This window comes from Allobacillus sp. SKP2-8, assembly GCF_007559355.1.
In the GTDB taxonomy this organism is placed as follows: domain Bacteria; phylum Bacillota; class Bacilli; order Bacillales; family Alkalibacillaceae; genus Allobacillus; species Allobacillus halotolerans.
On sequence record NZ_VMHF01000012.1, the window covers coordinates 38,034 to 61,678 of the forward strand.

Sequence of the window (23,645 nt, forward strand, 5' to 3'; positions counted from 1 at the left end):
ATTGACTGGATGATGCGAATCAATTGCAAATTGAAATCTTTCTTCTCTTGAAAAATAAGAGAGAATCGATCAACGATGAGCCTCACACTAAGCTTTTAGATAAAAAACACACCTAGGCGATTGTTTAAATATTGCTCATTTTAAACTGTATGCCTAGGTGTGTGTTTTAGAACATTGAATTAGCGCTTCAAACATTGACTAGCGATCGTTTCTTCTGAATAATCCATTCTTAAGCTATACCAAATAACTTCTTCGCATTATTCCGTGTCACTTCACCAATCTCTTCTACGGTCATTTGCTTAATTTCAGCGATTTTCTCTGCTACTAATAAAACGTATGCAGGTTCATTTCGTTTACCCCGGTTCGGATGTGGAGCCAAAAATGGACAATCCGTCTCAATCAACAATCGATCAAGTGGTACTTGTTCGGCGGCGATTTTTGGATCGGTTGCATTTTTAAACGTCACTGGACCACCTAATGAAATATGGAAGTTTAAATCGATACATTCCGTTGCATATTCAGCGGGGGCATTAAAACAATGCATAATTCCGCCAATTTCTTGTGCATTTTCATCCTTCAATATTTCGATAATATCTTCAGTTGCTTCCCGATTATGGATAATGATTGGCATGGCCAGCTTTTTCGCAAGGCGAATTTGTTTCCTGAAAACTTCTTTTTGGACATCTACAGGCGATTTATCCCAATGATAATCGAGCCCCATCTCTCCAATAGCAACGACTTTTTCATGTGCTGCAAGCTCTTCAATCCATTTTAAATCGTCGTCGGTCATATCAATCGCATCAACAGGATGCCAGCCGACCGCTGCATAAATAAACGGATAGGCTTCAGCGATTTCTATCGCTAATGGTATGGTTCTTCGGTCGAACCCGACGACAACCATTTCAGTCACCCCTGCCTCTTTCGCTCGCTCGATGACTTCATCACGGTCTTCCATAAATTGATCGGCATTTAAATGAACATGTGTATCAAATAACACAGACTCATCCTTTCATTTGAACAGTTCGAATTAGTTAATTTGCGTTCCATTTGGTAACGTTTGATCGATCGTAGCCAATGAGAGGATTCCTTCATCATCTTCTCCAGCTAAAATCATACCTTGCGATAGCTCTCCGCGCAGTTTGACCGGTTTTAAATTCGAAACGACAATCACTTTTTTCCCAACTAGTTCATCTGGTTTATAGTGTTCAGCAATTCCCGAAACGACCTGACGTTTTTCATAGCCGAGGTCCACGCGCAATTTGAGTAATTTATCTGCTTTTTTCACTTGTTCTGCCTCGATGACTTCACCGACACGGAAATCAAGTTTTAGAAAATCATCAATGGTTACCTCAGGAGCGATCTCCTGCTCTTTCGGTTCTTCTTTCGTTTCTTCTTTTTTCGGTGCTGGGGGTGCCATCATGTCTTTGATCGCTTGTACTTCTACTTCATTATCTAAACGTGGGAAGATCGGCTTTCCTTTTTGGACAATTGTGCCAGCAGGAATGCCATCAATTGTATGCAAGCTTTCCCATTTTTGCTGCTCTTCTTTCTCCAAACCTAGTTGACTGAAAATCTTTTGTGGCGTAGAAGTCAAAAATGGTTGAAGCATAATGGCGATTTGTCTAAGTGACTCGACTAAGTGAGCCATGACATTTCCAAGCCGTTCTTTTTTCGCATCATCTTTTGCCAATACCCAAGGTTCATTTTCATCGATATACTTATTCGTACGGCTGATAAACTGCCAAAGTGTGGACAATGCAACCGAAAATTGCATATTTTCCAAAGCCTCTTCCACTTGTTCTCTTGTCGTCGAAGCCACGTTCATTAACTCTCGGTCATATTCTGTTTCATTTAACTGAATCGTTTGAATCTCACCATTGAAATATTTGTTGATCATTGCAACAGTGCGGTTCAATAGATTTCCAAGATCATTTGCCAGATCATAATTTGTACGTTCTACGAAAGCTTCCGGTGTGAAAACGCCGTCTGAACCAAAAGGCACTTCACGAAGCAAGTAATAACGTAATGCATCCAGGCCATAGCGATCGATCAAATCAACTGGGTCGACAACATTTCCTTTGGACTTGGACATTTTTCCGTCTTTCATTAAAAGCCATCCATGAGCAAAAACTTTTTTAGGGAGTGGCAAATCCAATGCCATGAGCATGATTGGCCAATAAATGGTATGAAAACGAACGATCTCTTTTCCAACTAAATGAACATCCGCTGGCCAGAATTTTTGAAAACGTTCATCATGATCCGTTCCATAACCCAATGTCGTAATATAGTTGGACAGCGCGTCGATCCATACGTAAATAACGTGTTTCGGATCTCCTGGCACGCGAACTCCCCAATCAAATGTCGTTCTGGAGACCGCCAAGTCTTCAAGACCTGGTTTAATGAAGTTATTTAACATTTCATTTTTTCGGCTTTCAGGTTGGATAAATTCAGGGTTTTCTTCGTAAAATTCAACCAAACGATCGGCGTATTTACTCATCTTAAAGAAATAAGATTCTTCTTTCACTTTCTCAACCGGACGTCCACAATCAGGGCATTTTCCATCATCCAGTTGACGTTCCGTAAAGAAAGATTCACAAGGAGTACAATACCAACCTTCATATTGATCTAAATAAATATCTCCTTGTTGATACAGCTGATCGAATATTTTTTCGACAATTTCTTTATGGCGTTTCTCCGTTGTTCGAATGAAATCATCATGAGAAATGTCCAATTGACTCCAAAGTTTTTGGATGCCGGATACAATCTCATCGACGTACTTGATCGGTTCGACACCTTTTTCTTCTGCTTTTCGTTGAATCTTTTGTCCGTGTTCATCTGTCCCTGTCAAGAACATGACTTCATAACCGCGAAGGCGTTTGTATCGAGCAATCGCATCAGCCGCAACGGTCGTATATGCGTGACCAATATGCAAATTGCCACTTGGATAATAAATAGGTGTTGTTATATAAAACGTATTTTTTTCTTCTGGCATCCTGGAACCTCCTGTTTTTACTATAGCTTTTTCATAAAATGTTAACATGAATATGACAAATTTTTTTAAATTGCAAAAAAATGTTCTCTATTTAACAGTTGTTTGGTAAAATATCAACTAGATATTATTGTACCCATTTAATAGTTTAATTTCCACACAGAAACAGGTAAGATTGCGCAAAACATTTTCTGCCAATTTTTCCTTTACTTAATTGACTGTTAAAAATAATAGTGGTACATTAATGTCATAAGATAGCGAATCTTATATTATGATCGAGAGGAGAGAGAAAAACAATGAAATCAACAGGTATTGTAAGAAAGGTTGACGAGCTTGGTAGAGTCGTTATTCCAATTGAATTGCGTCGTACTCTAGACATAAACATTAAAGACGCGCTTGAGATTTACGTGGATGACGATCAAATCATCTTGAAAAAATACAAACCAAACATGGCATGTGCAATCACTGGTGATGTTTCCAATGACAATATCACTGTTGGCGACGGCTCTATTGTATTAAGTCGTGAAGGCGCCGATCAATTGATCTCTGAGATTAACAAAAAGTTTGATAGTAAATAAATCTATGAATACATCATAGACTGTAGCGATTAGCTGCAGTCTATTTATTTTTCCCAAGAAATTCATAAGCTTATGTGCATGTGTTTCTTGCCATACAAAAATTCGCCCGTCGTTTTTACGAATTGCCTACATGATATGCTTGGTACACCTCTCGTTTAGGGATGGAACGATCGATTGCTGTTTGCTTGATCGCATCCTTTGAAGAAGATCCCTTCTGGATATAAGTCTCGACATGTTCAATCAAACTTAAACTTTTCCACCAAAAATCCTCAGAAGAATCCTCTCCGCGAGGACCAACAAGTAAAACGAACTCTCCTTTTAACGTTGCATTGCCTTCGTCGATGAATTCTTTTACGTCATTAATTGTACCCCGTACATATTCTTCAAATTTTTTCGTTAGCTCCCTCGCTAAAACAATTTCACGCTCTGGATGATACCATTCCGCCATGACTTCAACCGTTTGTTTAATACGATATGGTGACTCATAAAAAATCACCGTTTGCTTGATCTGATCAAGGCTAGCCAATATCTCAGTAATTTCCTTTTTCTTTTTAGGCAGAAATCCATAAAACGTAAATGTATTCGCGGGCAGGCCTGAAGCAACCAAAGCGACAAGCGCCGCGTTGGCTCCCGGAAGGCTCACGACATCAACTTGCTCTTCTCTCGCTCGTTGGATCAGTCCAAAACCTGGATCTGACACAACGGGCATTCCTGCATCACTGACAAGGGCAATCGAATGGCCTTCACGCAACTTTGACATGAGCTCGTCTTCTTTTTGACGATTGCTATATTCATGGTAGCTGATCAATGGTTTGTGAATCTCGAAATGATTCAATAGCTTCTTTGTCTGGCGCGTATCTTCACAGGCAATATAAGAAACTTTCTGTAACGTTGACAATGCCCGATACGTAATATCATCCAAATTGCCAATTGGTGTCGGCACTAAATATAACTTCGCTTCCGCTTCATTCTGAAAACTCTTCTGGACGTCGACCATGAAATCGGCTCCCCTCTTCACCGTATAAAATCTTTGCAACCTCTCCTGTATAATGACCATCTTCATCATGAATATAAATCGGTGGCAAGACATCCAAATCCGGTTTACCATCCTTGGAATACTCAATCAACACAATATTTGCTTCACGACCCTTTTTTGGATGAACAAACTGTAGTCGTTTTGGCTCGAGATTGTACTTTTTGCCGATCGTTATTAAATCTGCCACACGCTGTGGTCGGTGAACAAGTGAAACTTTTCCCTTCGAGCGGACGAGGGAGCTGCAAGCTTTTAATACATCGTCTAAGTTGCATAGTATTTCATGTCTTGCATAGGCGAGAAATTCATTTTCGTTTATTTTTTTCTGTCCATCATCCGTACGGAAATAAGGTGGATTGCATGTTACAACATCAAACCGCTGATTGGCAAGTTCTGGAGGAAGCTCTTTTAAATCACCCTTGACGGGCTGAATTTGTTCTTCAAGATGATTCATTTCCACATTCCGCTTAGCCATATCAAAAATCCGCTCTTGAATCTCCAATCCATAAATGGACGCCTGGCTTCTTTTCGATAAAAATAAAGGGATGACTGCATTACCTGTACACAAATCAAGTATTTTTCCCTTCTTTATCGGTAAATAAGTGAAATTGGCCAGCAATACGGCATCAATTGAAAATGAGAATACAGTCGGACTTTGAATAATCCGACGTTCTTGGTCAGCTAGCAAATAATCTATACGTTCATCACCTTTAAGTTCCACCATAAACTTTCCTCGTTTCTTCGTTGCTATGATTTCATGTTTTATTGCTACAAAATTTGTTACATTCCATAATCCACTACGGCCGGGACGCCATCCCTTTTGCTTTTTTAATTGGAGAGAAGGCTGATTCAACGGCTCGAGCTGATTATACGACGGCTTGATTTGGTTTATCGACGGCTCCGAGTGGCTTTTCGACGGCTTCGAGTGATTTTTCAGCGGCTCCATCTGATTTTTCGACGGCTTCGGATGTTTATTCGACGGGTCCATCCGATTTATCAGCGGCTCCGAAGAGATTCTGATTGAAGAAAAACACCCTCCGTCGTTTTCACAACAAAGGATGTTTCACTGGTTCACTCAAAAAATTTCAAACAGAATATACAATCTTTTTCGCCTCTTGGCGTACCAAAATAGACATGACAGATGTGAAAACCTTCCTCATAGATCCGTGCTAAATTGTCATATCCTTCTCCTACGGCTTGTATGTTTTCTCCATTTGCCTCTTCTGATTCGGAATCACCGTCACTCCGTAACTCATCAAGACGTTGCCGTAAATGGTGGTTTTCATGGGCCAACTGGTGATTCTCTTCAACCAATTGCACGAGATTGGTTTTTAATTTCACCAAATCCTCTTGTAAATCGGTAAACTTTTTTTCAAAGCTAGAGAAATGCTCTAACATTTCTTTTTTGTTCACGTTACCCACCTCATTGTTTAACAGCTGGAACTGAAAGGGCCCCCTCTTCAATCAGTTCGTCGATGGTATATTCGACAACCCGTTCCAATTCAGTCAATTCAACTTGGACAAGCCGTTCAAGCATATTGAGTCCAACTACTTTCCCTTTACCTTGTGCAGTGTTTAATCGCTCTCCAATGTCTGGAAGTTCTCGTTTTGCATCTTCGTACATATCATTCTCATATTTTAAGCAACACATTAGTCGACCGCATAATCCAGAAATTTTCGCCGGATTCAATGAAAGGTTTTGGTCTTTCGCCATTTTGATGGAAACTGGCTCAAAGTCCCCTAAAAAGGTTGAACAGCAAAGCATTCGGCCACAAGGTCCAATTCCACCTAACATTTTCGCTTCATCGCGCACGCCAATTTGTCGTAGCTCGATTCGCGTTTTGAATACAGATGCCAAATCTTTAACCAAGTGTCTGAAATCAACACGGCCATCTGCTGTAAAGTAAAAGATAATTTTGTTCCGGTCGAAGGTGAACTCCACATCGACCAAATTCATATCGAGCTCGTGCTCATTAATTTTACGAGCACACAGTTCAAAAGCTTCCTCCGTCTGCTGTTGATTCTCCATCACTGTCTGATGGTCGTGCTCATCAGCAATCCGAATGACCTTCTTTAGTGGAAGAACGACATCTTCCTCGTCGACACGCTTATTCGCAATGACGACGTCACCGTATTCGATTCCGCGAACGGTTTCTACGATTACATGATGATCCGTTGTAATCGCCAAGTCACCTGGATCGAAGTAATATATTTTACCCGCTTTTTTGAAGCGGACACCAATAATTTCAATCAATCTATATTCACCTCTCCATTTTGAGGATTAATTGCTCCATTGCCAATGTTGGATGGACATTCATCGCCAATCTTCTCTTCGTTTGCAACACTTCATAAATCGCCGCTTTGATTCGCTGTAGCGGCAAATGAGCTTGTTGCTGTTCCAGTCGATCCAATTGGTCAATGAAGACGAGTTGTTCCTTTTCATCTAAGTGTAAATAAACGAGATCCTTCAACCATACAAGCAACAAATCAAGCCCTTTTTCATGCTGCACCCGACCATCGAAATGTTGCATCCATGTTTGATGGAAATATATGTAGGATTCCTCATTTGATTGGACAATCCTATCCATTAATTGTACCACTATTTTTCGGCTATTCGCAAACCACTCATCGCTTTGCAGTTCTTTCGCCTCAGTTAAATCAAACTGCAGCGCTGATGCCAATCGTGCATTTGCTTCACTGAGTCCTTCCTCACGTAACTGCTTCAAATAAGCTTCTTGTGCGAGTGGGTAAAAATGAATGCGTTGGCAGCGGGATAAAATCGTATCCAGCAACGCGTCAACCTGCTCTGTCAAAAGAATGGCCAACGTTCGCCTGCTTGGTTCTTCCAAAAATTTAAGTAACCGATTGGCTGCGTTAACGGTCATTTTATCTGCTTTTTCAACAATATAAATCTTTGAATCGGACTCAAAACTCGAATAGGTAAATTCTTTTTGCAGAAACTCAATTTGTTCTTTTTTGATGGATTGGCCATCTGGCTTAATCCAATGTACATCCGGATGGTTTCCCGATTGAATTCGTTTGCAAGCCACACACTCACCGCAAGGCTCTTCATTTTCTTGCGGTCTTTCACAAAAATAGCGCATAGCAAATAAAAGACTGGCCTCCCGTTTGCCAGTCCCTCTAGGCCCATGAAACAAATAGGCATGTGCTATTCGGTTTTTTTGAATACTGTTTTGCAACATTTTTGTTGCGACAGGTTGTTTTTCGCCTAGTACTGACCAGTTCATCATGCCCATCCTATCTATCTGAAATCAATTTTAAGCGTATATGTTTACTAGCAATCCTTTAATCTCACCGATTACCTTCAACAAATCGAGAGAGTCTTTTTCTTGATCTAAAAGCTGGTCGGTTAAGTTCATCAGCTTCTCATCGATTTGTTCGACTAATGTAAGCTGTCGATTTCCACCCGCCAGGTCCCAGCTTCTCGACTGCTTCAACGTCAACCCATGCTTGACAGCTTCGTCGATAAATTCATGAATCATTCGTTTATATTTAGCTAAGTCTTTAAACGAACGGAATTTCGCGATTTTCTCACCTTGTGCTTGAATTTGGTTGAGAAACTTTGTCAGCTGCTCTCCTTGTAGTTTATCTCGTTCTTGTCCAACCATCGATAAAAAAGCTTGCGAAGGTTGTGAAGTATTCACACGTTTAGTTTGAGCCGTATCGATTTTAGGTTGGAGATCTTGAGTGATCTTCATAACGATTTACCTACCTTTACATGAGGCAATTAAAATTTATGAAACGCATCTACAGGTAATACAAAGACAGTTGCTCCGCCAACTTCCACTTGTACAGGTCGTGGAATATAGGAATCTGCATTTCCACCCATCGGCGAAATTGGTGCAACCATTTGTTCACGCTGACTGCAATTATCCCGGATAATCTCAAGCGCCACATCGACTTGATCGTCCTCACAACCGATCATTAACGTCGTGTTTCCTTCTTTCAAAAAGCCACCACTTGATGCTAACTTCGTCGTCTTGAACTCTTTCTCTGATAAAGCTTCTTGTAAACGATTCACATCTTTGTCTTGGACTACAGCAAGGACTAGTTTCATCCTTAACCTCCTTTAGATCCTTTTCTATCATTATAACAAGCTTTAAGCCAGTTTATCACTCGTAAATACTTTTAATGTATATTTAATTGATTTTTTATCAGGTTTAAGCATTCATTTTGAACAGCTTCAACCGGTTGACTGGCATCAATTGGTTGAATGCGATTCGGAAAACGATCGATCAATTGCTCATAAGCATCAAAAACTTTTTGATGAAAATCAATTTTTTCCAAGTCCAATCGGTTCTGTTCACGATGCTTGTTCGCGGCAATCCGTTCTAATCCTTTGACAGGATCAATTCGAAATAAAACGGTTAAATCAGGCATCGCATCTTCTATGGCAAATTGATTCATTTCATATACTTCATCAATACCAAGCCCTCTCGCATAGCCCTGATACGCAAGACTACTATCGATAAACCGATCGCAAAGAACGATTTTTCCTTCCTCCAGGGCTGGCAGAACGCGCTCGACCAAATGTTGTCTTCGAGCTGCAGCATACAGTAATGCTTCGGTCCGAGCTTCCATTGCTGTATGCTCTGGATTTAAAATGACATCGCGAATTTTCTCGGCAATTTCTATTCCTCCGGGCTCACGCGTTCGAATCACTTGATAGCCCGCTTCAGTCAACTGGTTATGTATATAGGAAAGAGCAGTCGTTTTTCCTGCCCCCTCAACGCCTTCAAATGTAATAAATAATCCACTCACGCACATAAACTCCTCTACAGTTGTTCTCGATAAACCGTCATTCCTCGTTTTAGGTCGTGTCCATCGTATTGAATCGATTGGAATAGCTTTTCTTTGGAATGAAGCACCTCAAGTTCCTTGTCATGAATCCGTTCACCTTGGAGAATCAATGGTATTCCTGGTGGATAAGGTGTAATCGTTTCTGCAGCTAATCGTCCGACTGCTTTTGACCACGGAACCCATTCCGCATCCAAATGATGGAGCTCTTGATAACTCAATTCCAATCGTTGAATCTCTTTTTTTACATGTCTACTTTTTATTTTACCATGAAAATTGTTTAATTCGAGCGTATTCACCGACTTTACTGCCTGTTTTAAACGAGAATAATCAAATTGTTCATCATAGAAGCCATGAATCAACAATAATTGATTATTTTGTACCATCTCAGCATATATGCCTTTTGCTTGTAGTTGGCCATCCAAATCTCGCATATCGAAGTCATTTGAATACAACGTCGTTTTCAGCGGATCATCAATCCCCGGTCGAATCGGTTGGATTGATACGTTTTGCAACGAACTAAGCTCTTCACGAATTGCGCGGATCTGAGAAAACGTTTCTTTCAAATCCTTCTCCGTTCGTGTCGCCAAAAAAGACCTCGCCAAATCAAGCGATGCCATCACAGCATACGACGGACTGCTCGTTTGTACCATCTGTAAATAATACGCAATCCGTTTGGGTGAAATCCGTTTGCTGCTACAAACATGCAAGTAGGACCCCATCGTTAAAGCCGGCAACGTTTTATGAGCAGAATGAACAACCACATCAGCCCCACAATCAATCGCCGATTTCGGAAACGGGAGACCTAACCGAAAATGTGCGCCATGCGCTTCATCGACTAAAACGGGGAGGTTTTTTTCATGACAAAGCTCAACAATCCTTTCCAGATCATATGTTGAACCGAAATAATCCGGGTACGTTAAAACAACCGCTTTAATGGAAGGAAAGCGGTTAATAGCTTCTCTTATTGTTTCACGTGAAATATTCGATACACGGTCCACTTGTTCATCATAATCTGGTGAAACGAAAATCGGTCGAGCCCCTGCTAATTCTAGCGCATGCATGATCGATTTATGACTGTTTCGCTGGACGAGAATTTCATCCCCTGGCGAACAAGCCGCTAAAATCATCGCTAGATTACCCGAAGTCGTACCATTCACGAGAAAAAACGTCCGTTCTACTTGAAAATAATCTGCTGCCAACTCTTCTGCTTCCTGAATCACACCCTCAGGTTGGTGCAAATCGTCCAATCCCGATAGCTCCGTCAAATCAAACGGCATCATCTTTTGGAATGGATTTGTTTTATGGGAAGGAAAAACACGTCCATTTTTATGGCCCGGAACATGAAAAGAGACAGTATTCGTGTCCACATGTTCGATTAATCGGTTAAATAAAGGAGTTTGTCGTTGGTCCATTTTAGCTTCCTCTTTACAGTTGTTTGTATCGAGCATAGCAGAGGCATCCAGAATTGAAAAGCTACCGGCTTAGACGAACTACGGAAGCATATACTTCAATCTTGGGACCATTTATTGATCACCCGGGTCTATATCCTGGGACGCCGGTGCCACCTACTCCCATCTTAGGACCATATATTTTTAGTTTGGTAACATAATTCATAAGCTAGGGTCCATATATCCTTTTAGTGGTCACATAATCCTCTCGAACGGGCTCATATTTGCCAACAGTAGTCTCATATCTTTCATAAAAGGGCGCATAAATCTATCACTAAAGTACAAAAAAAAGACTCCTACTGTTTTTGGTAGGAGCATGCTTTTAATCGGTCGACATAGTAATCATAACGTTCTTCTTCAGGTGAGGTATGAATAATTTCTTTTTCACAATCCGTACATATAAACGCAAAGAACAGCTGCAACCCCTCTTGCTTCGGTTGATCACAAACCTTGCAAACTTTCATAGATTCTTTCATAAATAACTTCCCCTCCTCTTTATCTACTAGCTTGTCCAGGACGAGAAGCATTTATACACAAATCTATGAAATTTTTAATAGAAACTTTAAGGTAGGATTAAAAAGTGAATGGCTGCTAAACTGCCTAAACCAAATAAACCGAGAAATCCAACGAACAATGATGTGAAAATGTTAATGGGTATATGAAGCCCGAACATCGAACCAAATACATTGGCAAAGAAAATAAACAACGCTCCAATAATCAGCCGAACGACTCCTTTGGAAGCAAAACGCATCAACTTTAACGGCGGACCAAAAAATAGAACAAGAACAATCAATGCAACGATCGTTAAAATGACGACGATAGGATCCATCTGACATCCCCTTTCTACACTTACTCTATTGCCATTTTATGTTGTGTCTATTTTAAGTAGAACAAGTTATTTTCACACTTTTATGGGCTCATTTGATTTGGTAATTTTTTAAATATATTGATTGTGGTATAGTAAATATAGAAAATTTTAGCAACTGTGCGGAAACCAATGGTTACATTCTAATGGTAGTTGCTATCAATCATGCAACTGCGATAAGGAGGAACATATGAGGAAAGATGTCTTCTTAATAATTGGTTTAATTTTTTTAGTTGCATGTAATCAAAGTGTAGATCAAGAAGTGTCTAACCAACCACAAAAAGTAGTTAAAAAGCAAAATGAAGAGACGACTAATGAAGAAAACATTTCATTAGAAAAACAATTCATTCCTCCAAATTTCACCATTAATCAGTTAGCAATGGATGTACAAGAGAATGAATTGGCCTTTCAATTTGATTTCACGCTGTCTCAAAACCTCTATGATTTACTTCTTCAGTATGAAGATTATTACTTTGTCATTGAATATCCAAAAGCTTTTCACGAATATACGGGGATTTACCTATCAGATCCTATAAAAGGTCCTATACCAACCAACGAAAAACGCTCATATCAAGTGAGCATTCGCACCACATGGAACAAGAATTTATCCGCAAGCTTGATGAATTATCTTACACGGGAAGATACGAGCTATAATCTACTGATTTTAGATAGAGAGTACATGCCTGTCCACGCAGTTAAGGACGTACAATGGTACCACTACGGCAATAAAAATAAGGGATAAAAAATGAAGAAGAGATATTTGAGTTATATTCTATTTAATATCATTGTAATTGGTTATGTCGATTACATTAATCAGTTGCCGAAAAAACTATGATTATATGACGAATCCAAATCATTACAGACGTAATATGATGCAACTGATCGTGGTTGAATATAATGAGGGCCTGATCTTATTATGGCAGCAGCATAGACTATTGAGTTTTCTATAAGACTTTCCGGCGTTTTTTCCTACCCGTTCAGGGGTATAGAGCACTCCTATAAGACTTTCTGGCATTATTTCCTGCTCGCTCGGGGGTATAGAGAACTCCTATAGGACTTTACGGCGTCATTTCCTGTCCGTTCGGGGGTATAGAGAACTCCTATAAGACTTTCCGGCGCTATTTCCTGCCCGTTCAGGGGTATAGAGCACTCCTATAAGACTTTCCGGCGTCGTTTCTTGTCCGTTCAGGGGTATAGAACACTCCTATAGGACTTTCCGGCGTCATTTCCTGCTCGCTCGAGGGTATAGAACACTCCTATAAGACTTTCCGGCGCCTTTTCTTGTCCGCTCGGGGGTATAGAACCCTTCTACCCGACTTTTCAACTTGCTTTCTTGCTTAGCGAAGACCTAACAAAAGATCCGCACGCTCCAACTAAAAGGAGCAATGCGGATTACTTACATATCTATTGAGTATTATTATAAATCTCGTCGACCTTCCAAAGCTTTGGACAATGTTACTTCGTCGGCATATTCTAAGTCTCCTCCGACTGGTAATCCATGGGCAATTCGGGTTGTCCGGATTCCAGACGGTCTCACTAACCGGGAAATATACATCGCTGTCGCTTCCCCTTCTACCGTCGGGTTTGTCGCTAAAATCAATTCTTCTACTTCTTCATCTTTTAACCGTTCAATCAACGATGTGACATTAATGTCTTCAGGTCCAATTCCATCCATTGGTGAAATCGCACCATTCAATACATGATATCTTCCTTGGAAGTCTTTCATCTTCTCCATGGCGATCACATCTTTTGGATCTTGAACGACACAAATAAGCGTGTTATCTCGATTTGGATCCGTACAAATATTACATGGATCTTTATCGGTTATATGCCCACAGTTACTGCAATGAGTTAACTCACGTTTCGCATTGACGAGTGCTTTCCCAAACTCCAACACATCATCTTCTTCCATCGATAACACGAAAAAAGCCAGGCGGACGGCTGTTTTCGGACCAATGCCTGGCAGTTTTGTAAAACTGTCGACGAGCTTTGATATTGGTTCTGGATAATACATGAAGCGTGCCTCCTAGAAGCCCGGTATATTCATACCTTTGGTAAATTGACCCATCTTATCATTCGTCGTGTCTTCCACTTGCTTCATGACGTCGTTCGTTGCTGCGAGAATTAAGTCTTGTAGCATTTCTACATCATCTGGATCAACGACTTCTTCGCTAATTTCAACATCTGTAATTTCTTTTTTGCCGTTTGCGATGACTTTCACCATGCCACCACCAGCTGTTGCTTCAAATGTCATTTCATGAAGCTCATCTTGAGCCGCCATCATTTTCTTTTGCATTTTTTGCATTTGTTTCATCATATTATTCATGTTTCCTCCACCACGCATATAAATGCCTCCTTAAGATTCTTTTATTTCAAGTAGTTCGTTACCCACAAGCTTTCGGGCTTCAGCGACCAAAGGATCTTCTTCACTTTCTTCCTTTTTAGCTGGTTCTTCCGCTTGCTGTTGGTTTAAAAAATCTTCTCGAATTGTTGTCCATTCACTTTCAGGAACTGGAATAATCGTTAATTGCTTTCCAGTATACTCACTCAATTGTGATTCTATCATAGTTTGATTTTCCATGACTAATGAACAATGGATTTCATAACGGAAAGAAATAATCAAGGATTCTCCTGAAGCGGCTCGTGGCTTGCTATCGACCAATTTTGCGTGAGCTGGCGGACTGTTCCGCTTCAGTTGGTCCATAAAGTTCGCCCAATTTTGTTTCACATTTTGAATATCTTCCTTCGTCGCTTCGGATAATGTTCGTCGGATTTTTTCATATGGTATTTTATAACCAGATCCCCGATTAGTCCTCCGCTTCGTTTCCTTCACAGGAGAAGACTCTTGTTTCACCTGAACCCCTTGCTCTTTCAATTGATTCAATGCTTTCTCAAGCTGTGCAACCTGTCTTTGGAGAACAGCTGTATCTTCTGCAGGCGTCGCTGGTTGATCTTCTGTCGTATGAAGGTCAATTTCTTGTAGGTCCAATAGGGCAACTTCAAGCAAAACTTGTGGGCTGTTTGTCCAGCGCATATCTTGCTGCGTTTTATTCAAAATTCCAATCGCTGTTTCAAGCCAATGTCGAGATACTTTTTCCGTCTGCTCTTTGAATTCCTCGTTTGGAATGGCTCGGACGAGTACTTCAGCTTGTCCCCGAGAGCTTTTAAACATCAGCACATCTCGAAGATAATGGATAAAGTCAAAAACGAAACGGCCTGGGTCCTTACCGGATTGCAATTGACGGTCCAAGAGTTGCAAGGTCTCTTTAGCATTATGCTCCAACAAGGCATTTGTTAACGTAAAAAGATGTTCTTGGGCAATCGACCCTGTCACAGCAAGTACATCATCCATTGAAATCATCGAGTCATCACTGTAAGCGATCGCTTGGTCGAGTAAACTCAGTGCGTCACGCATACCACCCTCAGCAGTTAAACTGATGTGAATCATCGCATTTTCTTCATACTGAACGTCTTCTTCATCTAAAATATACTTCAATCGGTCCGTAATGGCTTGTTGTGAAATCCGCTTGAAATCAAATCGCTGACAACGTGAAATAATCGTAAGCGGAATTTTATGCGGTTCCGTCGTCGCCAAAATGAATATCACATGCTCTGGAGGTTCTTCCAATGTTTTTAACAACGCATTGAACGCACCTTGTGAAAGCATATGTACCTCATCAATAATATACACTTTGTATTTAACGGACGTCGGTGCATACTTCACTTTGTCACGGATTTCCCGGATATCATCCACACCATTATTCGATGCAGCATCAATCTCAATAATATCGGAGACCGTCCCGTCCTGGATTCCCTGACAAGCTGAACATTCTCCACAAGGTTCCTCAACCGGTGAACGTTCACAGTTGATCGCCTTCGAGAAGATTTTTGCAGCACTTGTTTTACCGGTTCCACGAGGTCCCGTAAACAAATAGGCGTGCGCAACTTTGTTCTGCAATAATGCATTTTGCAGGGTGCGGGTAATATGCTCTTGTCCGACGACATCACGAAAATCTGTTGGTCGCCATACGCGATAGAGCGCTTGATATGCCATGAGCTTTTCTCCTTTAAAATTCTCTCTTTATTATAACCGATTTTACGTCAATCGGATAGGATTTTAATATCGTCTACTTTCTTAATCATACGGCATTCTCTTCAATAATAAGCCAAAAAAAGAGCATCCGGTTTGGATTCCGCCTGGACGCTCCTTTTCTATGAACATATTTTTCGTTCACTGTTTTCTATTGAATATTTTCAAGCTTTAACCAATATTAATTCTTTTGGTCATTTTCTTTAATGTACCAAGGACGCTTACAGCAGCTAGGTAACTTGTATTTTTGTTTGATGGAAATGGATTATTGCTAATTTCAAACGAAGCTGTACCAAAATTACCACTTACTTGGATGGAATGGATGTTTTTATCCAAATTTGGATCAGCTAATAGAGTCACTCTTGTTTGTTGTAAGCCGACTCCAGCCAGTGCCAATGCGATGGATACATTGATATTTTTAGGATATTGTTCAATTGCTTCCGCCGCGTTCCCTTCAAACACCGTCTTCGTTTCATCGGTCGGTTCGCTCAACAATGTGTGGGCTGGTTTTCTTGTGACTAGAGATACAGTATCGATGATTCCCGCTTCAGTAACATTTTCAATGAGGTCTAAACCACCGATGGCTCCAGATGGTAAGTGAACTCGATGATTCTTTTCATTGATAATCTCTGTTATTTTATTAAAGAAGTTCTCTTCCGCTAGTGCACCAATACTGATTAATACGGTTTCTTTCTCGCTCACAATGTCTGGAAGCACTTCTCTAGCTGCTTGAACATTTGCAGCTTCCACAACAACGTCGATGGATGAATCTAAAAATTCATCGACAGATGTGTACAATTGCACACCATACCGCTCTTCTAAATGTTGATATTTTTCTAAATTACGGACGAAAACACTGGTAATTCGTATATCTTGATCATTTTTTCTGGAAAGCTCATCAAGTAAATACGTACCAATTGTTCCTGCACCGATTAAACCGACTCTCATTTTTATTCACCCTATAAAAAAAGCTCACCTATGAAGGCAAGCATTGATTTTGTATGTAACACCGTGCACCCGTTGTCGACCAGGCCATCATATGCGTTACGCAAGTTTGCAGCTCGGCCCAGGCGATCCTGCGTCACATAGAAGGGTTCGCTTACTGCTGCTTCCTTCCGGACCTGACAGGGTTCGCGAGTTTCTATTGCGCAGGACCCAAGCGTCAACACTGCTCCCTTGCGGCAGGCCATACAATGACCTGGCCTCGAACGGGAATTCAGCCCCACTATAGCGGATTGTGGGTTACAGGGCACCGCTACCTCCCCACCTAGCACGGCAAGTTTTAAATATCGTGCACTCCTAATTGAAGTGCACTACCTAGTATATAGCGATTTGGGGAAAAATGCAATCGGAAAAACTTACTTATCCGCATTCTTCTTTTTTCGATTTCTTAAGTTTTTAAAAAATGTTTTCAACAGTTCCGCACATTGTTCTTGCAGCACGCCTGGCACGACTTCCGACTGATGGTTAAAACGTTTTTCATCCAATAAGTTCAGCAATGTGCCTGCACAACCTGCTTTCGGATCTGCTGCTCCATAGACGACTCGTGGGATTCTCGATTGAACAATCGCTCCAGCACACATTGGGCAAGGCTCAAGCGTTACATAGAGCGTGCTATTTTCCAACCGCCAACTCCCAATCGTTTGATTGGCTTCCAAGATCGCCATCATTTCAGCATGCGCCTGACTATGTTGGTCGGTCTCCCGGCGATTATATCCCCTTCCGATTACCTCTCCGTCATGAACAATCACTGCCCCGATCGGTACTTCATTGATTGCTTCAGCTTTTTTCGCTTGTTCGATTGCTTTTTCCATCCAATAAATATCCATCGCGGCCAACTCCTTTTTTCAGCTCGGATGGCTGAATCTCCAAGTCATAACTTTTATTCGTACACATAAATATAACATATACTGTGCAAAAGGGAGTGTACGTGATTGATCATCCATACTGTTTCTCGAGGTGACTCCGTCTATTTACTTTCTCAACGTTATCAAACCTCTGTTGATTTGATTGTTCAAGCGAATGAATTGGACCAACCAGAAGACTTAGTGGTCGGGCAAGCATTAGTGATTCCAATTGATTTTTATACTGTTCAACCAGGTGAAAGTTTATATCTGATCGCACAAAAATTAAATACAACCTACCAAACACTCGCTGCCTATAATGACTTAAGTTTGGAGGCGCCACTTCAAATCGGGCAGGTACTGGCAGTTCCCAAACCTGCTGAGCGACCGATTGTTTCCAATGCTTACATCGAGCCATTCGGCGGTGTAGTCAGTGAAAAGTTGCAACAGTCAGCGCGCTCAAAGTCTCCGTACCTGACTTACTTGGCACTGTTTTCTTATCGGATCAATCGTGATGGTACATTGAATCCCCCACCAATTGATGATTTTCCTGCTATTGCCGAAGCAAACGGGGCATCTTTAATGATGGTTATATCAAATTTGGAGGAAGGAGCTTTTAGTGAGGAGTTAGGACGACTGATCTTAACCGATAATACGGTCCAAACAACGCTGTTAGATGAAATCATCCAAATAGCTACTGACATGAATTATCGTGATGTTCATTTTGACTTCGAATTCCTTCCTGCAGAACTAAAGGAAAGTTATAATGATTTTCTACGTCGAGCTAAAAAACGGTTACATGCCAATCATTTATTACTATCCACGGCATTAGCACCGAAAAACAGGGCGGACCAGCCTGGACAATTGTATGAGGCGCACGATTACAAAGCTCATGGCGAGATCGCTGATATGGTCGTGTTAATGACTTACGAATGGGGATACAGTGGTGGCCCGCCGATGGCTGTCAGTCCAATCGGTCCCGTTCGTGCAGTTGTTGAATATGCTCTTACCGAAATGCCTGCCGAGAAAATTTTACTTGGGCAAAATCTCTATGGTTATGATTGGACGCTTCCCTATGAACCTGGCGGTGAATATGCCCGCGCACTTAGTCCAAATCAAGCTGTCCAGCTAGCTCGTTCGATGAATCAGGCCATTCAATACGATGAAGAGGCTCAGGCACCGTTTTTCAATTATTGGGACGCAGAAGGAAATGAACACGTAGTTTGGTTCGAAGATGCTCGTTCGATTCAAGCAAAATTTGATTTAATCAGAGAACTGAACCTCCGTGGCATTGGTTATTGGAAGCTCGGATTGGCATTCCCGCAAAATTGGCTGTTGCTTCAAGATCAGTTTGCTATCGTTAAAAATGTTTAATAAACAAACAGTCAAAACATCCAGACGGAATAAAAGTCTGGGTGTTTTTATGTTTACCGATCAAGATTTTCTCAGTCAGGTTCGATTTTCGCTTTCCTAACCTTTGTTTCTGCCAATTCATACGCTTGTTTCAATCCGTGTTGGTCAATCTCAGCTTTTGAGATTTTCTTATAAGGAATTTCTAATGAAAATGTTTCTGCAAATGGTCCGCTTTTCAATAAAATGAAGTCGGGTTGCTCCCAATATGCCACCATTTTTTCCTTTATACCTTCGAATTGTTGACGAAAACCACGTTTAAACATTTCCGTCTCATTCTCTTTGTCGATTCCTGGTTCATTCAGGCAGAAGTATAACGATAAATCGTCACAAAACTGCAATAAACGAAAGTGAAAATCAAATGCTTGCTCATTAAATTGTTCACCAAGTTCCTCTTTAATTCGTTCATTTTTCTTTATTTCCTGGGAAATATAGCGCTGGATGGTTGGGTCATTTGATGAATGATCAAAAAACGATAAGTAATGATGACTGCAAAGTAAGCCAGCATATTTCGACTCGTTTCGTACTTCTTCCACACCCTTTTGGTAATGCTCAACTTTCACTTCTTTTGGGTAATTCATAAAGGAATGTGGTTCTTGTTTATCTTTGTTCCATGTCGGCTGATCATCCAAAGGAATCCAAGCCCGGTCATGTTGTTCAATGGCAAATTCTACTTCTTCTCGTAAATGTTCCGATAAAAATAATTCACTCGGCCAATGTTTTGCAATTTCTCCACTTGCCTTTGCATGGTCATGCTGTGTAAACAACCGAAAAAACTGGTCTGTTTTCGTTACAATCACTCAATTCACCCCATTATTTAAAAGAGTATGTATAAATAAAGATGCCCCACGTATGGGACACCTCTACTTAAGATACTCATGATTAGCCATTTAATACCTTCAACGATTCACGGTTGAATGCCGGAATATCGTTTGGATTACGGCTTGTAACAAGATCGTTATGACAAACGACGACTTCTTCATCTTTGAAATTAGCACCAGCATAAATCATATCTTGTGCGATGGATTTATACCCTGTTGCCATACGACCTTCTAACGTCTTCGCTGTGATTAATAATTGTGGTCCGTGGCAAATAGCTAAAACTGGTTTATCTTTATCCGCCATAAATGGTTTGACGAATTCAACAAATCGATCATCTGCACGTAATTGGTCAGGTGAAAATCCACCTGGAATAAACAATGCATCAAAGTCTTCCGGTTTCACATCATCAATGGAAGCATCGATTTCTACTTCAGCTTCACCTTGTTTTCCTTGTACGACTTTCCCTTTTTCTTTTTCAATCGTTACCACTTCATGGCCTGCGTCCTTAAATGCATTTACAGGCTCTGTATATTCAATGTCCTCGAATAAATCAGTGATTACACATGCGATTTTTTTACTCATTTAAAACATCCTCCTCTGAAATATAGGATTATGCCTACAATAACAAGTTTCCCACATGAGCATCTACTCAAACATCACGGATGATTATGCTTCGTTAATTTCGGCTGGCTGTTCAGGTCTTTTCCAAATTAACTCTAAAATAACAGCGATAGCAGTTCCGACTAATAACCCGTTGCTGACGACTTGTCGCACCATATCAGACAATCCTGAAAAACTATCCGCTGGGAAGAACATTAATCCTGAGCCGATTAATAAGGAAACCGTAATAATTGTCGTATTTCGGTCATCCAATCGATTTGAAAATAAGTTTTTAATTCCTAAGCCCATCAACTCAACAAAAGTAGCTAGTAAGGCCGCATTCGCAATTGGAGCTGGAATTTGTGCTAGGTAATAAATCATGCTCGGAAAAAAGGAAGCTAATATTAGTACAGCCGAAGCAATCAAGAATGGTCGAATTCTTTTTTCACCGGTTAATTTTAAAAACCCTGCTGAAGAGGCCAAAGTAATGACGGCAATACCTGAGAAAATTCCTGATATCCCATGGTTTACTCCTAATGTAAAGCTAGACCGGTTCATATCCCCATAAGAAACTCTCGCTTTTTCTTCTCTTACATCTGTAACGGCAGAAAGAGCTGCAACAATATTTGAAAGTAAAATGACAGCCGTCAAGAGCGCGATTGGTATGAGACTCCAATCCCAAATCGGTGTTCCCCAAGCAAACCATTCAGGTGCCGAGATCGTCTGCAGACCATTCGGCCGTTCGGAGCTTGTCCCAATAAAAAGTTCATATACGACCCATCCAACTACAATTCCGATCAAAACAGCATAACTCTTCTTCCACCCGTGTGAAAACAACGACAATACCAACACTAGAATAAATGTGATAAAGCTAACAATTGTTGCATCAATTTGAATAACAGCATATTCAGCAACACCCGTCATTCCTTGCAGAAACGTGCCACCCAGTTGAACAGTCAATAAAGTTAAAAAGACACCTGTCACAAGAGGGGTGAAAATGGAGATAATTTTTCCGGAAATCTTGAACAGACCAAATAGCATTAAAAAAATGCCCGTTAAAATCATGGCCATTTCGAGTAATCGTAATGAATTTTCAGCCGAGCCAGTTGCAGTTGAAATCGTCCCTGCAAAAACTGCAAATGTACTGACCCAAATACCTGCAGGACCATCAACGATCGGCATTTTATGACCAATCCATCCTTGCAGAAAACAAGCAACACCCATGATGAAGAATGTCCGTTGCATTAATTGCATGACTTCTATTGAACTCATATCGAATAAAGGACCAATCACGATAGGAATCGCAACGGCATTCGCTAATAAAAACACAAACCATTGAATAATCGAAAACAAAACAACTTCCTCCTGACTGCATACTTCGTTTGTTTCTATTCATTAGCATACTCCTTTTATTCGACAGAATCCAACGGTTTTTCGTGTAAAAATTGGTTTTTTTATGCCGGACAGGAGTAGATAATGATTGGGTTTCCTTTTAAAAAATAAGATCTGTTAAATCTTGCTGTTAATAATTGCTTCAATTAAACAATAAGGAGTTAATATTCTTTCTTAAAATTCAATTAATTATGTTACTCTAAAGTTAATTGAACTTGAACATTGTTGAGTTCATTTATCTTCAGCAAACGGGTCCGCTTGTTGAGTTTAGGGGGGATAATTTGAAAGACTTTATTGGTACATTCGGTTCTTGCCTTATTATTAGTTGGATTCTCTTATTTTTTCTTGGTTTTTTCTTGGAACATATATACATTACAGCAACTATATTTGCCTTCTTTCTGGCCATAATTATAACTATTTTTATAGAACGAGAATCGAGAATTGAAGAATTAGAAAAGAACGTGGAAAGGCTCCTAAATAACCAACAGGGGTCCGAGGAATGAACACTCTCTATAAACCGAGCGCAGTTGTTTGGACTAGATGGTTCGTTCAAATGATTGAAAGGGAGATTGAATTTACTTGAAAAAGATCACTGTATTGATTGTTTTGTTACTTGTGTTGGTGGGATGTAATCAGCGTAATGCCGATTTGGAGGATACCATTAACTCGATTGTGAAAGATGAGAGTAAAAGTGAGATCAAGATTCAATCACTTACTAACGTAGACTGGGATAAAGCATTTCTTTTTACGCCATATAGTACAGAGAAGAGCATTGAAGAACAGCTGGGAACAGGATTTAATGATAAGAGTAATATTGATTTTCGAGATGATATATATTTATCGATTTAGGCGAGAAGACTCCATCCTCAGGCGAAGCCAGGGTGGAGATGAATCGCCTTCGGACAAAAGATGACAATAGTCATCTTCCTTGTCCGAAAATGAGGTTATTACTTCCCAAAACACAAGCTGGTGGTGTATAATTAGAACATACGTTTCCTTGTTAGGAGTGAAGTAATCTTGCTGGTAAACAAAGCCTATCGATTTCGAATCTATCCCAATAAACAACAAGAAATCCTCATTGCAAAAACGCTTGGATGTAGCCGTTTTGTCTTTAATCACTTTCTAAGTGAGTGGGAAAAATCTTACCAAAATACAGGTAAAAGATTGACATACAATAGCTGTTCCAAGCAATTAACACAACTAAAAAAGGAATTGGTTTGGTTAAAAGAAGTCGATAGTATAGCCATGCAATCTTCTCTGAAACATCTCGCCGACTCCTACACGCGATTCTTCAAGAAACAGAATCAGGCCCCACGTTATAAATCGAAAAAGAACAAGATCCAATCCTATACAACAAAATATACAAACGGAAATATCGCCATTTTGGATAACAAAATCAAATTACCGAAGCTAGGCCTCGTTACGTTTGCGAAAAGCCGTGAGGTTGAAGGACGGATTCTGAATGTGACGATCAGACGCAATGCTTCCGGCAAATATTTTGTTTCGATTGGGGTTGAAACAACCGTAAAAAATTACAAAAAACCAAGTCATCCATTGGCGTTGATATCGGAATCAAAGATTTTGCCGTCCTTTCTGATGGTACGATATACAAAAACCACAAGTATTTTAGAACTCTAGAAAAGAAATTAGCCAAAGAACAACGAATTCTATCCAGACGTCAAAAAGGAAGTTCGAATTGGCATAAGCAACGGATAAAAGTTGCACGTGTCCATGAGAAAATCCAAAACGCCAA

Annotated in this window: 25 protein-coding genes, 1 other RNA gene and 1 pseudogene; 5 read left to right on the plus strand and 22 right to left on the minus strand. The window is 40.4% G+C overall.

Annotated elements, in window-relative coordinates; translation table 11 throughout:
* Window positions 1-229 precede the first annotated feature (229 nt).
* On the minus strand, window positions 230-997 hold the full coding sequence (locus FPQ10_RS09690; RefSeq protein WP_144163314.1) for a TatD family hydrolase: 768 nt from the start codon (window positions 995-997) through the stop codon (window positions 230-232).
* Between the two features lie 30 nt (window positions 998-1,027).
* Window positions 1,028-2,992 (minus strand): methionine--tRNA ligase, encoded by a 1,965-nt coding sequence (gene metG, locus FPQ10_RS09695; protein ID WP_144163315.1) that lies wholly within the window; start codon window positions 2,990-2,992, stop codon window positions 1,028-1,030.
* Window positions 2,993-3,285: 293 nt separating this feature from the next.
* Here metG and FPQ10_RS09700 point away from each other — a divergent pair, with 293 nt between their 5' ends.
* A complete protein-coding gene (locus FPQ10_RS09700) occupies window positions 3,286-3,567 on the plus strand; it encodes a transition state genes transcriptional regulator AbrB (RefSeq protein ID WP_144163316.1) in 282 nt (93 codons plus the stop codon).
* A 115-nt stretch (window positions 3,568-3,682) separates the two neighbouring features.
* Here FPQ10_RS09700 and rsmI read toward each other — a convergent pair whose 3' ends face one another.
* From rsmI to FPQ10_RS09755, 11 genes are all read right to left on the minus strand, one after another.
* Window positions 3,683-4,564 carry a 16S rRNA (cytidine(1402)-2'-O)-methyltransferase gene (gene rsmI / locus FPQ10_RS09705; RefSeq protein WP_144163317.1) on the minus strand — a complete coding sequence of 294 codons (882 nt, stop codon included), beginning with the start codon at window positions 4,562-4,564 and terminating at the stop codon, window positions 3,683-3,685.
* The gene (locus FPQ10_RS09710) at window positions 4,533-5,324 is read right to left on the minus strand and encodes a tRNA1(Val) (adenine(37)-N6)-methyltransferase (RefSeq protein WP_144163340.1); all 792 of its coding nucleotides are present in this window, start codon (window positions 5,322-5,324) and stop codon (window positions 4,533-4,535) included. Before FPQ10_RS09710 ends, rsmI begins: the two co-directional genes overlap by 32 nt.
* 347 nt (window positions 5,325-5,671) lie before the next feature.
* Window positions 5,672-5,998, minus strand: coding sequence for an initiation-control protein YabA (locus FPQ10_RS09715; RefSeq protein WP_246569185.1), 327 nt, complete (start codon window positions 5,996-5,998; stop codon window positions 5,672-5,674).
* Window positions 5,999-6,023: 25 nt separating this feature from the next.
* Window positions 6,024-6,854, minus strand: a complete 831-nt coding sequence (locus tag FPQ10_RS09720; protein WP_144163319.1) for a PSP1 domain-containing protein — start codon at window positions 6,852-6,854, stop codon at window positions 6,024-6,026.
* 7 nt (window positions 6,855-6,861) lie between these two features.
* Entirely contained in the window at window positions 6,862-7,848 is a 987-nt protein-coding gene (gene holB, locus FPQ10_RS09725) for a DNA polymerase III subunit delta' (protein ID WP_311379178.1), read from the minus strand.
* A 30-nt stretch (window positions 7,849-7,878) separates the two neighbouring features.
* Window positions 7,879-8,319, minus strand: a complete 441-nt coding sequence (locus FPQ10_RS09730; protein ID WP_144163321.1) for a YaaR family protein — start codon at window positions 8,317-8,319, stop codon at window positions 7,879-7,881.
* A gap of 29 nt (window positions 8,320-8,348) precedes the next feature.
* The gene (locus FPQ10_RS09735) at window positions 8,349-8,678 is read right to left on the minus strand and encodes a cyclic-di-AMP receptor (RefSeq protein WP_144163322.1); all 330 of its coding nucleotides are present in this window, start codon (window positions 8,676-8,678) and stop codon (window positions 8,349-8,351) included.
* 71 nt (window positions 8,679-8,749) lie between these two features.
* Entirely contained in the window at window positions 8,750-9,382 is a 633-nt protein-coding gene (gene tmk / locus FPQ10_RS09740; RefSeq protein WP_144163323.1) for a dTMP kinase, read from the minus strand.
* Between the two features lie 14 nt (window positions 9,383-9,396).
* Window positions 9,397-10,833 carry an aminotransferase class I/II-fold pyridoxal phosphate-dependent enzyme gene (locus FPQ10_RS09745; protein ID WP_186278635.1) on the minus strand — a complete coding sequence of 479 codons (1,437 nt, stop codon included), beginning with the start codon at window positions 10,831-10,833 and terminating at the stop codon, window positions 9,397-9,399.
* Window positions 10,834-11,165: 332 nt separating this feature from the next.
* The gene (locus FPQ10_RS09750) at window positions 11,166-11,345 is read right to left on the minus strand and encodes a sigma factor G inhibitor Gin (protein ID WP_186278636.1); all 180 of its coding nucleotides are present in this window, start codon (window positions 11,343-11,345) and stop codon (window positions 11,166-11,168) included.
* 86 nt (window positions 11,346-11,431) lie between these two features.
* Window positions 11,432-11,698, minus strand: a complete 267-nt coding sequence (locus FPQ10_RS09755) for a pro-sigmaK processing inhibitor BofA family protein (protein ID WP_144163326.1) — start codon at window positions 11,696-11,698, stop codon at window positions 11,432-11,434.
* A 226-nt stretch (window positions 11,699-11,924) separates the two neighbouring features.
* Here FPQ10_RS09755 and FPQ10_RS09760 point away from each other — a divergent pair, with 226 nt between their 5' ends.
* Window positions 11,925-12,476 (plus strand): hypothetical protein, encoded by a 552-nt coding sequence (locus FPQ10_RS09760; protein ID WP_144163327.1) that lies wholly within the window; start codon window positions 11,925-11,927, stop codon window positions 12,474-12,476.
* A 675-nt stretch (window positions 12,477-13,151) separates the two neighbouring features.
* Here the strand turns inward: FPQ10_RS09760 and recR are convergent.
* The 6 genes from recR to tadA all read right to left on the minus strand — a co-directional run bounded on the left by recR (window position 13,152) and on the right by tadA (window position 17,653).
* Complete coding sequence (recR, locus tag FPQ10_RS09765; protein WP_144163328.1) at window positions 13,152-13,748, minus strand: recombination mediator RecR; 597 nt, start codon at window positions 13,746-13,748, stop codon at window positions 13,152-13,154.
* Between the two features lie 12 nt (window positions 13,749-13,760).
* Window positions 13,761-14,078 carry a YbaB/EbfC family nucleoid-associated protein gene (locus FPQ10_RS09770; protein ID WP_144163329.1) on the minus strand — a complete coding sequence of 106 codons (318 nt, stop codon included), beginning with the start codon at window positions 14,076-14,078 and terminating at the stop codon, window positions 13,761-13,763.
* Between the two features lie 12 nt (window positions 14,079-14,090).
* Entirely contained in the window at window positions 14,091-15,788 is a 1,698-nt protein-coding gene (dnaX, locus tag FPQ10_RS09775) for a DNA polymerase III subunit gamma/tau (RefSeq protein ID WP_144163330.1), read from the minus strand.
* Window positions 15,789-15,995: 207 nt separating this feature from the next.
* Window positions 15,996-16,772: an aspartate dehydrogenase gene (gene nadX / locus FPQ10_RS09780; RefSeq protein ID WP_144163331.1), complete on the minus strand. Its 777-nt coding sequence runs from the start codon at window positions 16,770-16,772 to the stop codon at window positions 15,996-15,998.
* Between the two features lie 61 nt (window positions 16,773-16,833).
* An RNA gene (gene ffs / locus FPQ10_RS09785) (signal recognition particle sRNA large type) lies at window positions 16,834-17,100 on the minus strand.
* An 82-nt stretch (window positions 17,101-17,182) separates the two neighbouring features.
* Window positions 17,183-17,653, minus strand: a complete 471-nt coding sequence (gene tadA / locus FPQ10_RS09790) for a tRNA adenosine(34) deaminase TadA (RefSeq protein WP_144163332.1) — start codon at window positions 17,651-17,653, stop codon at window positions 17,183-17,185.
* A gap of 105 nt (window positions 17,654-17,758) precedes the next feature.
* Between tadA and FPQ10_RS09795 the strand changes: the two genes are divergently transcribed.
* Entirely contained in the window at window positions 17,759-19,042 is a 1,284-nt protein-coding gene (locus FPQ10_RS09795; RefSeq protein ID WP_144163333.1) for a glycoside hydrolase family 18 protein, read from the plus strand.
* Window positions 19,043-19,113: 71 nt separating this feature from the next.
* On the opposite strand, the gene FPQ10_RS09800 is transcribed toward FPQ10_RS09795, so the two are convergent.
* From FPQ10_RS09800 to FPQ10_RS09810, 3 genes are all read right to left on the minus strand, one after another.
* Entirely contained in the window at window positions 19,114-19,878 is a 765-nt protein-coding gene (locus tag FPQ10_RS09800) for a DUF3891 family protein (protein WP_144163334.1), read from the minus strand.
* Window positions 19,879-19,960: 82 nt separating this feature from the next.
* Complete coding sequence (locus FPQ10_RS09805) at window positions 19,961-20,482, minus strand: type 1 glutamine amidotransferase domain-containing protein (RefSeq protein ID WP_144163335.1); 522 nt, start codon at window positions 20,480-20,482, stop codon at window positions 19,961-19,963.
* Between the two features lie 84 nt (window positions 20,483-20,566).
* On the minus strand, window positions 20,567-21,853 hold the full coding sequence (locus FPQ10_RS09810) for a purine/pyrimidine permease (RefSeq protein ID WP_144163336.1): 1,287 nt from the start codon (window positions 21,851-21,853) through the stop codon (window positions 20,567-20,569).
* Between the two features lie 618 nt (window positions 21,854-22,471).
* Between FPQ10_RS09810 and FPQ10_RS09820 the strand changes: the two genes are divergently transcribed.
* Both FPQ10_RS09820 and FPQ10_RS09825 read left to right on the plus strand, forming a co-directional pair.
* Window positions 22,472-22,741, plus strand: coding sequence for a lipoprotein (locus FPQ10_RS09820; RefSeq protein ID WP_144163338.1), 270 nt, complete (start codon window positions 22,472-22,474; stop codon window positions 22,739-22,741).
* 168 nt (window positions 22,742-22,909) lie between these two features.
* Window positions 22,910-23,645, plus strand: a pseudogene (locus FPQ10_RS09825) (RNA-guided endonuclease TnpB family protein); the annotation flags it as partial.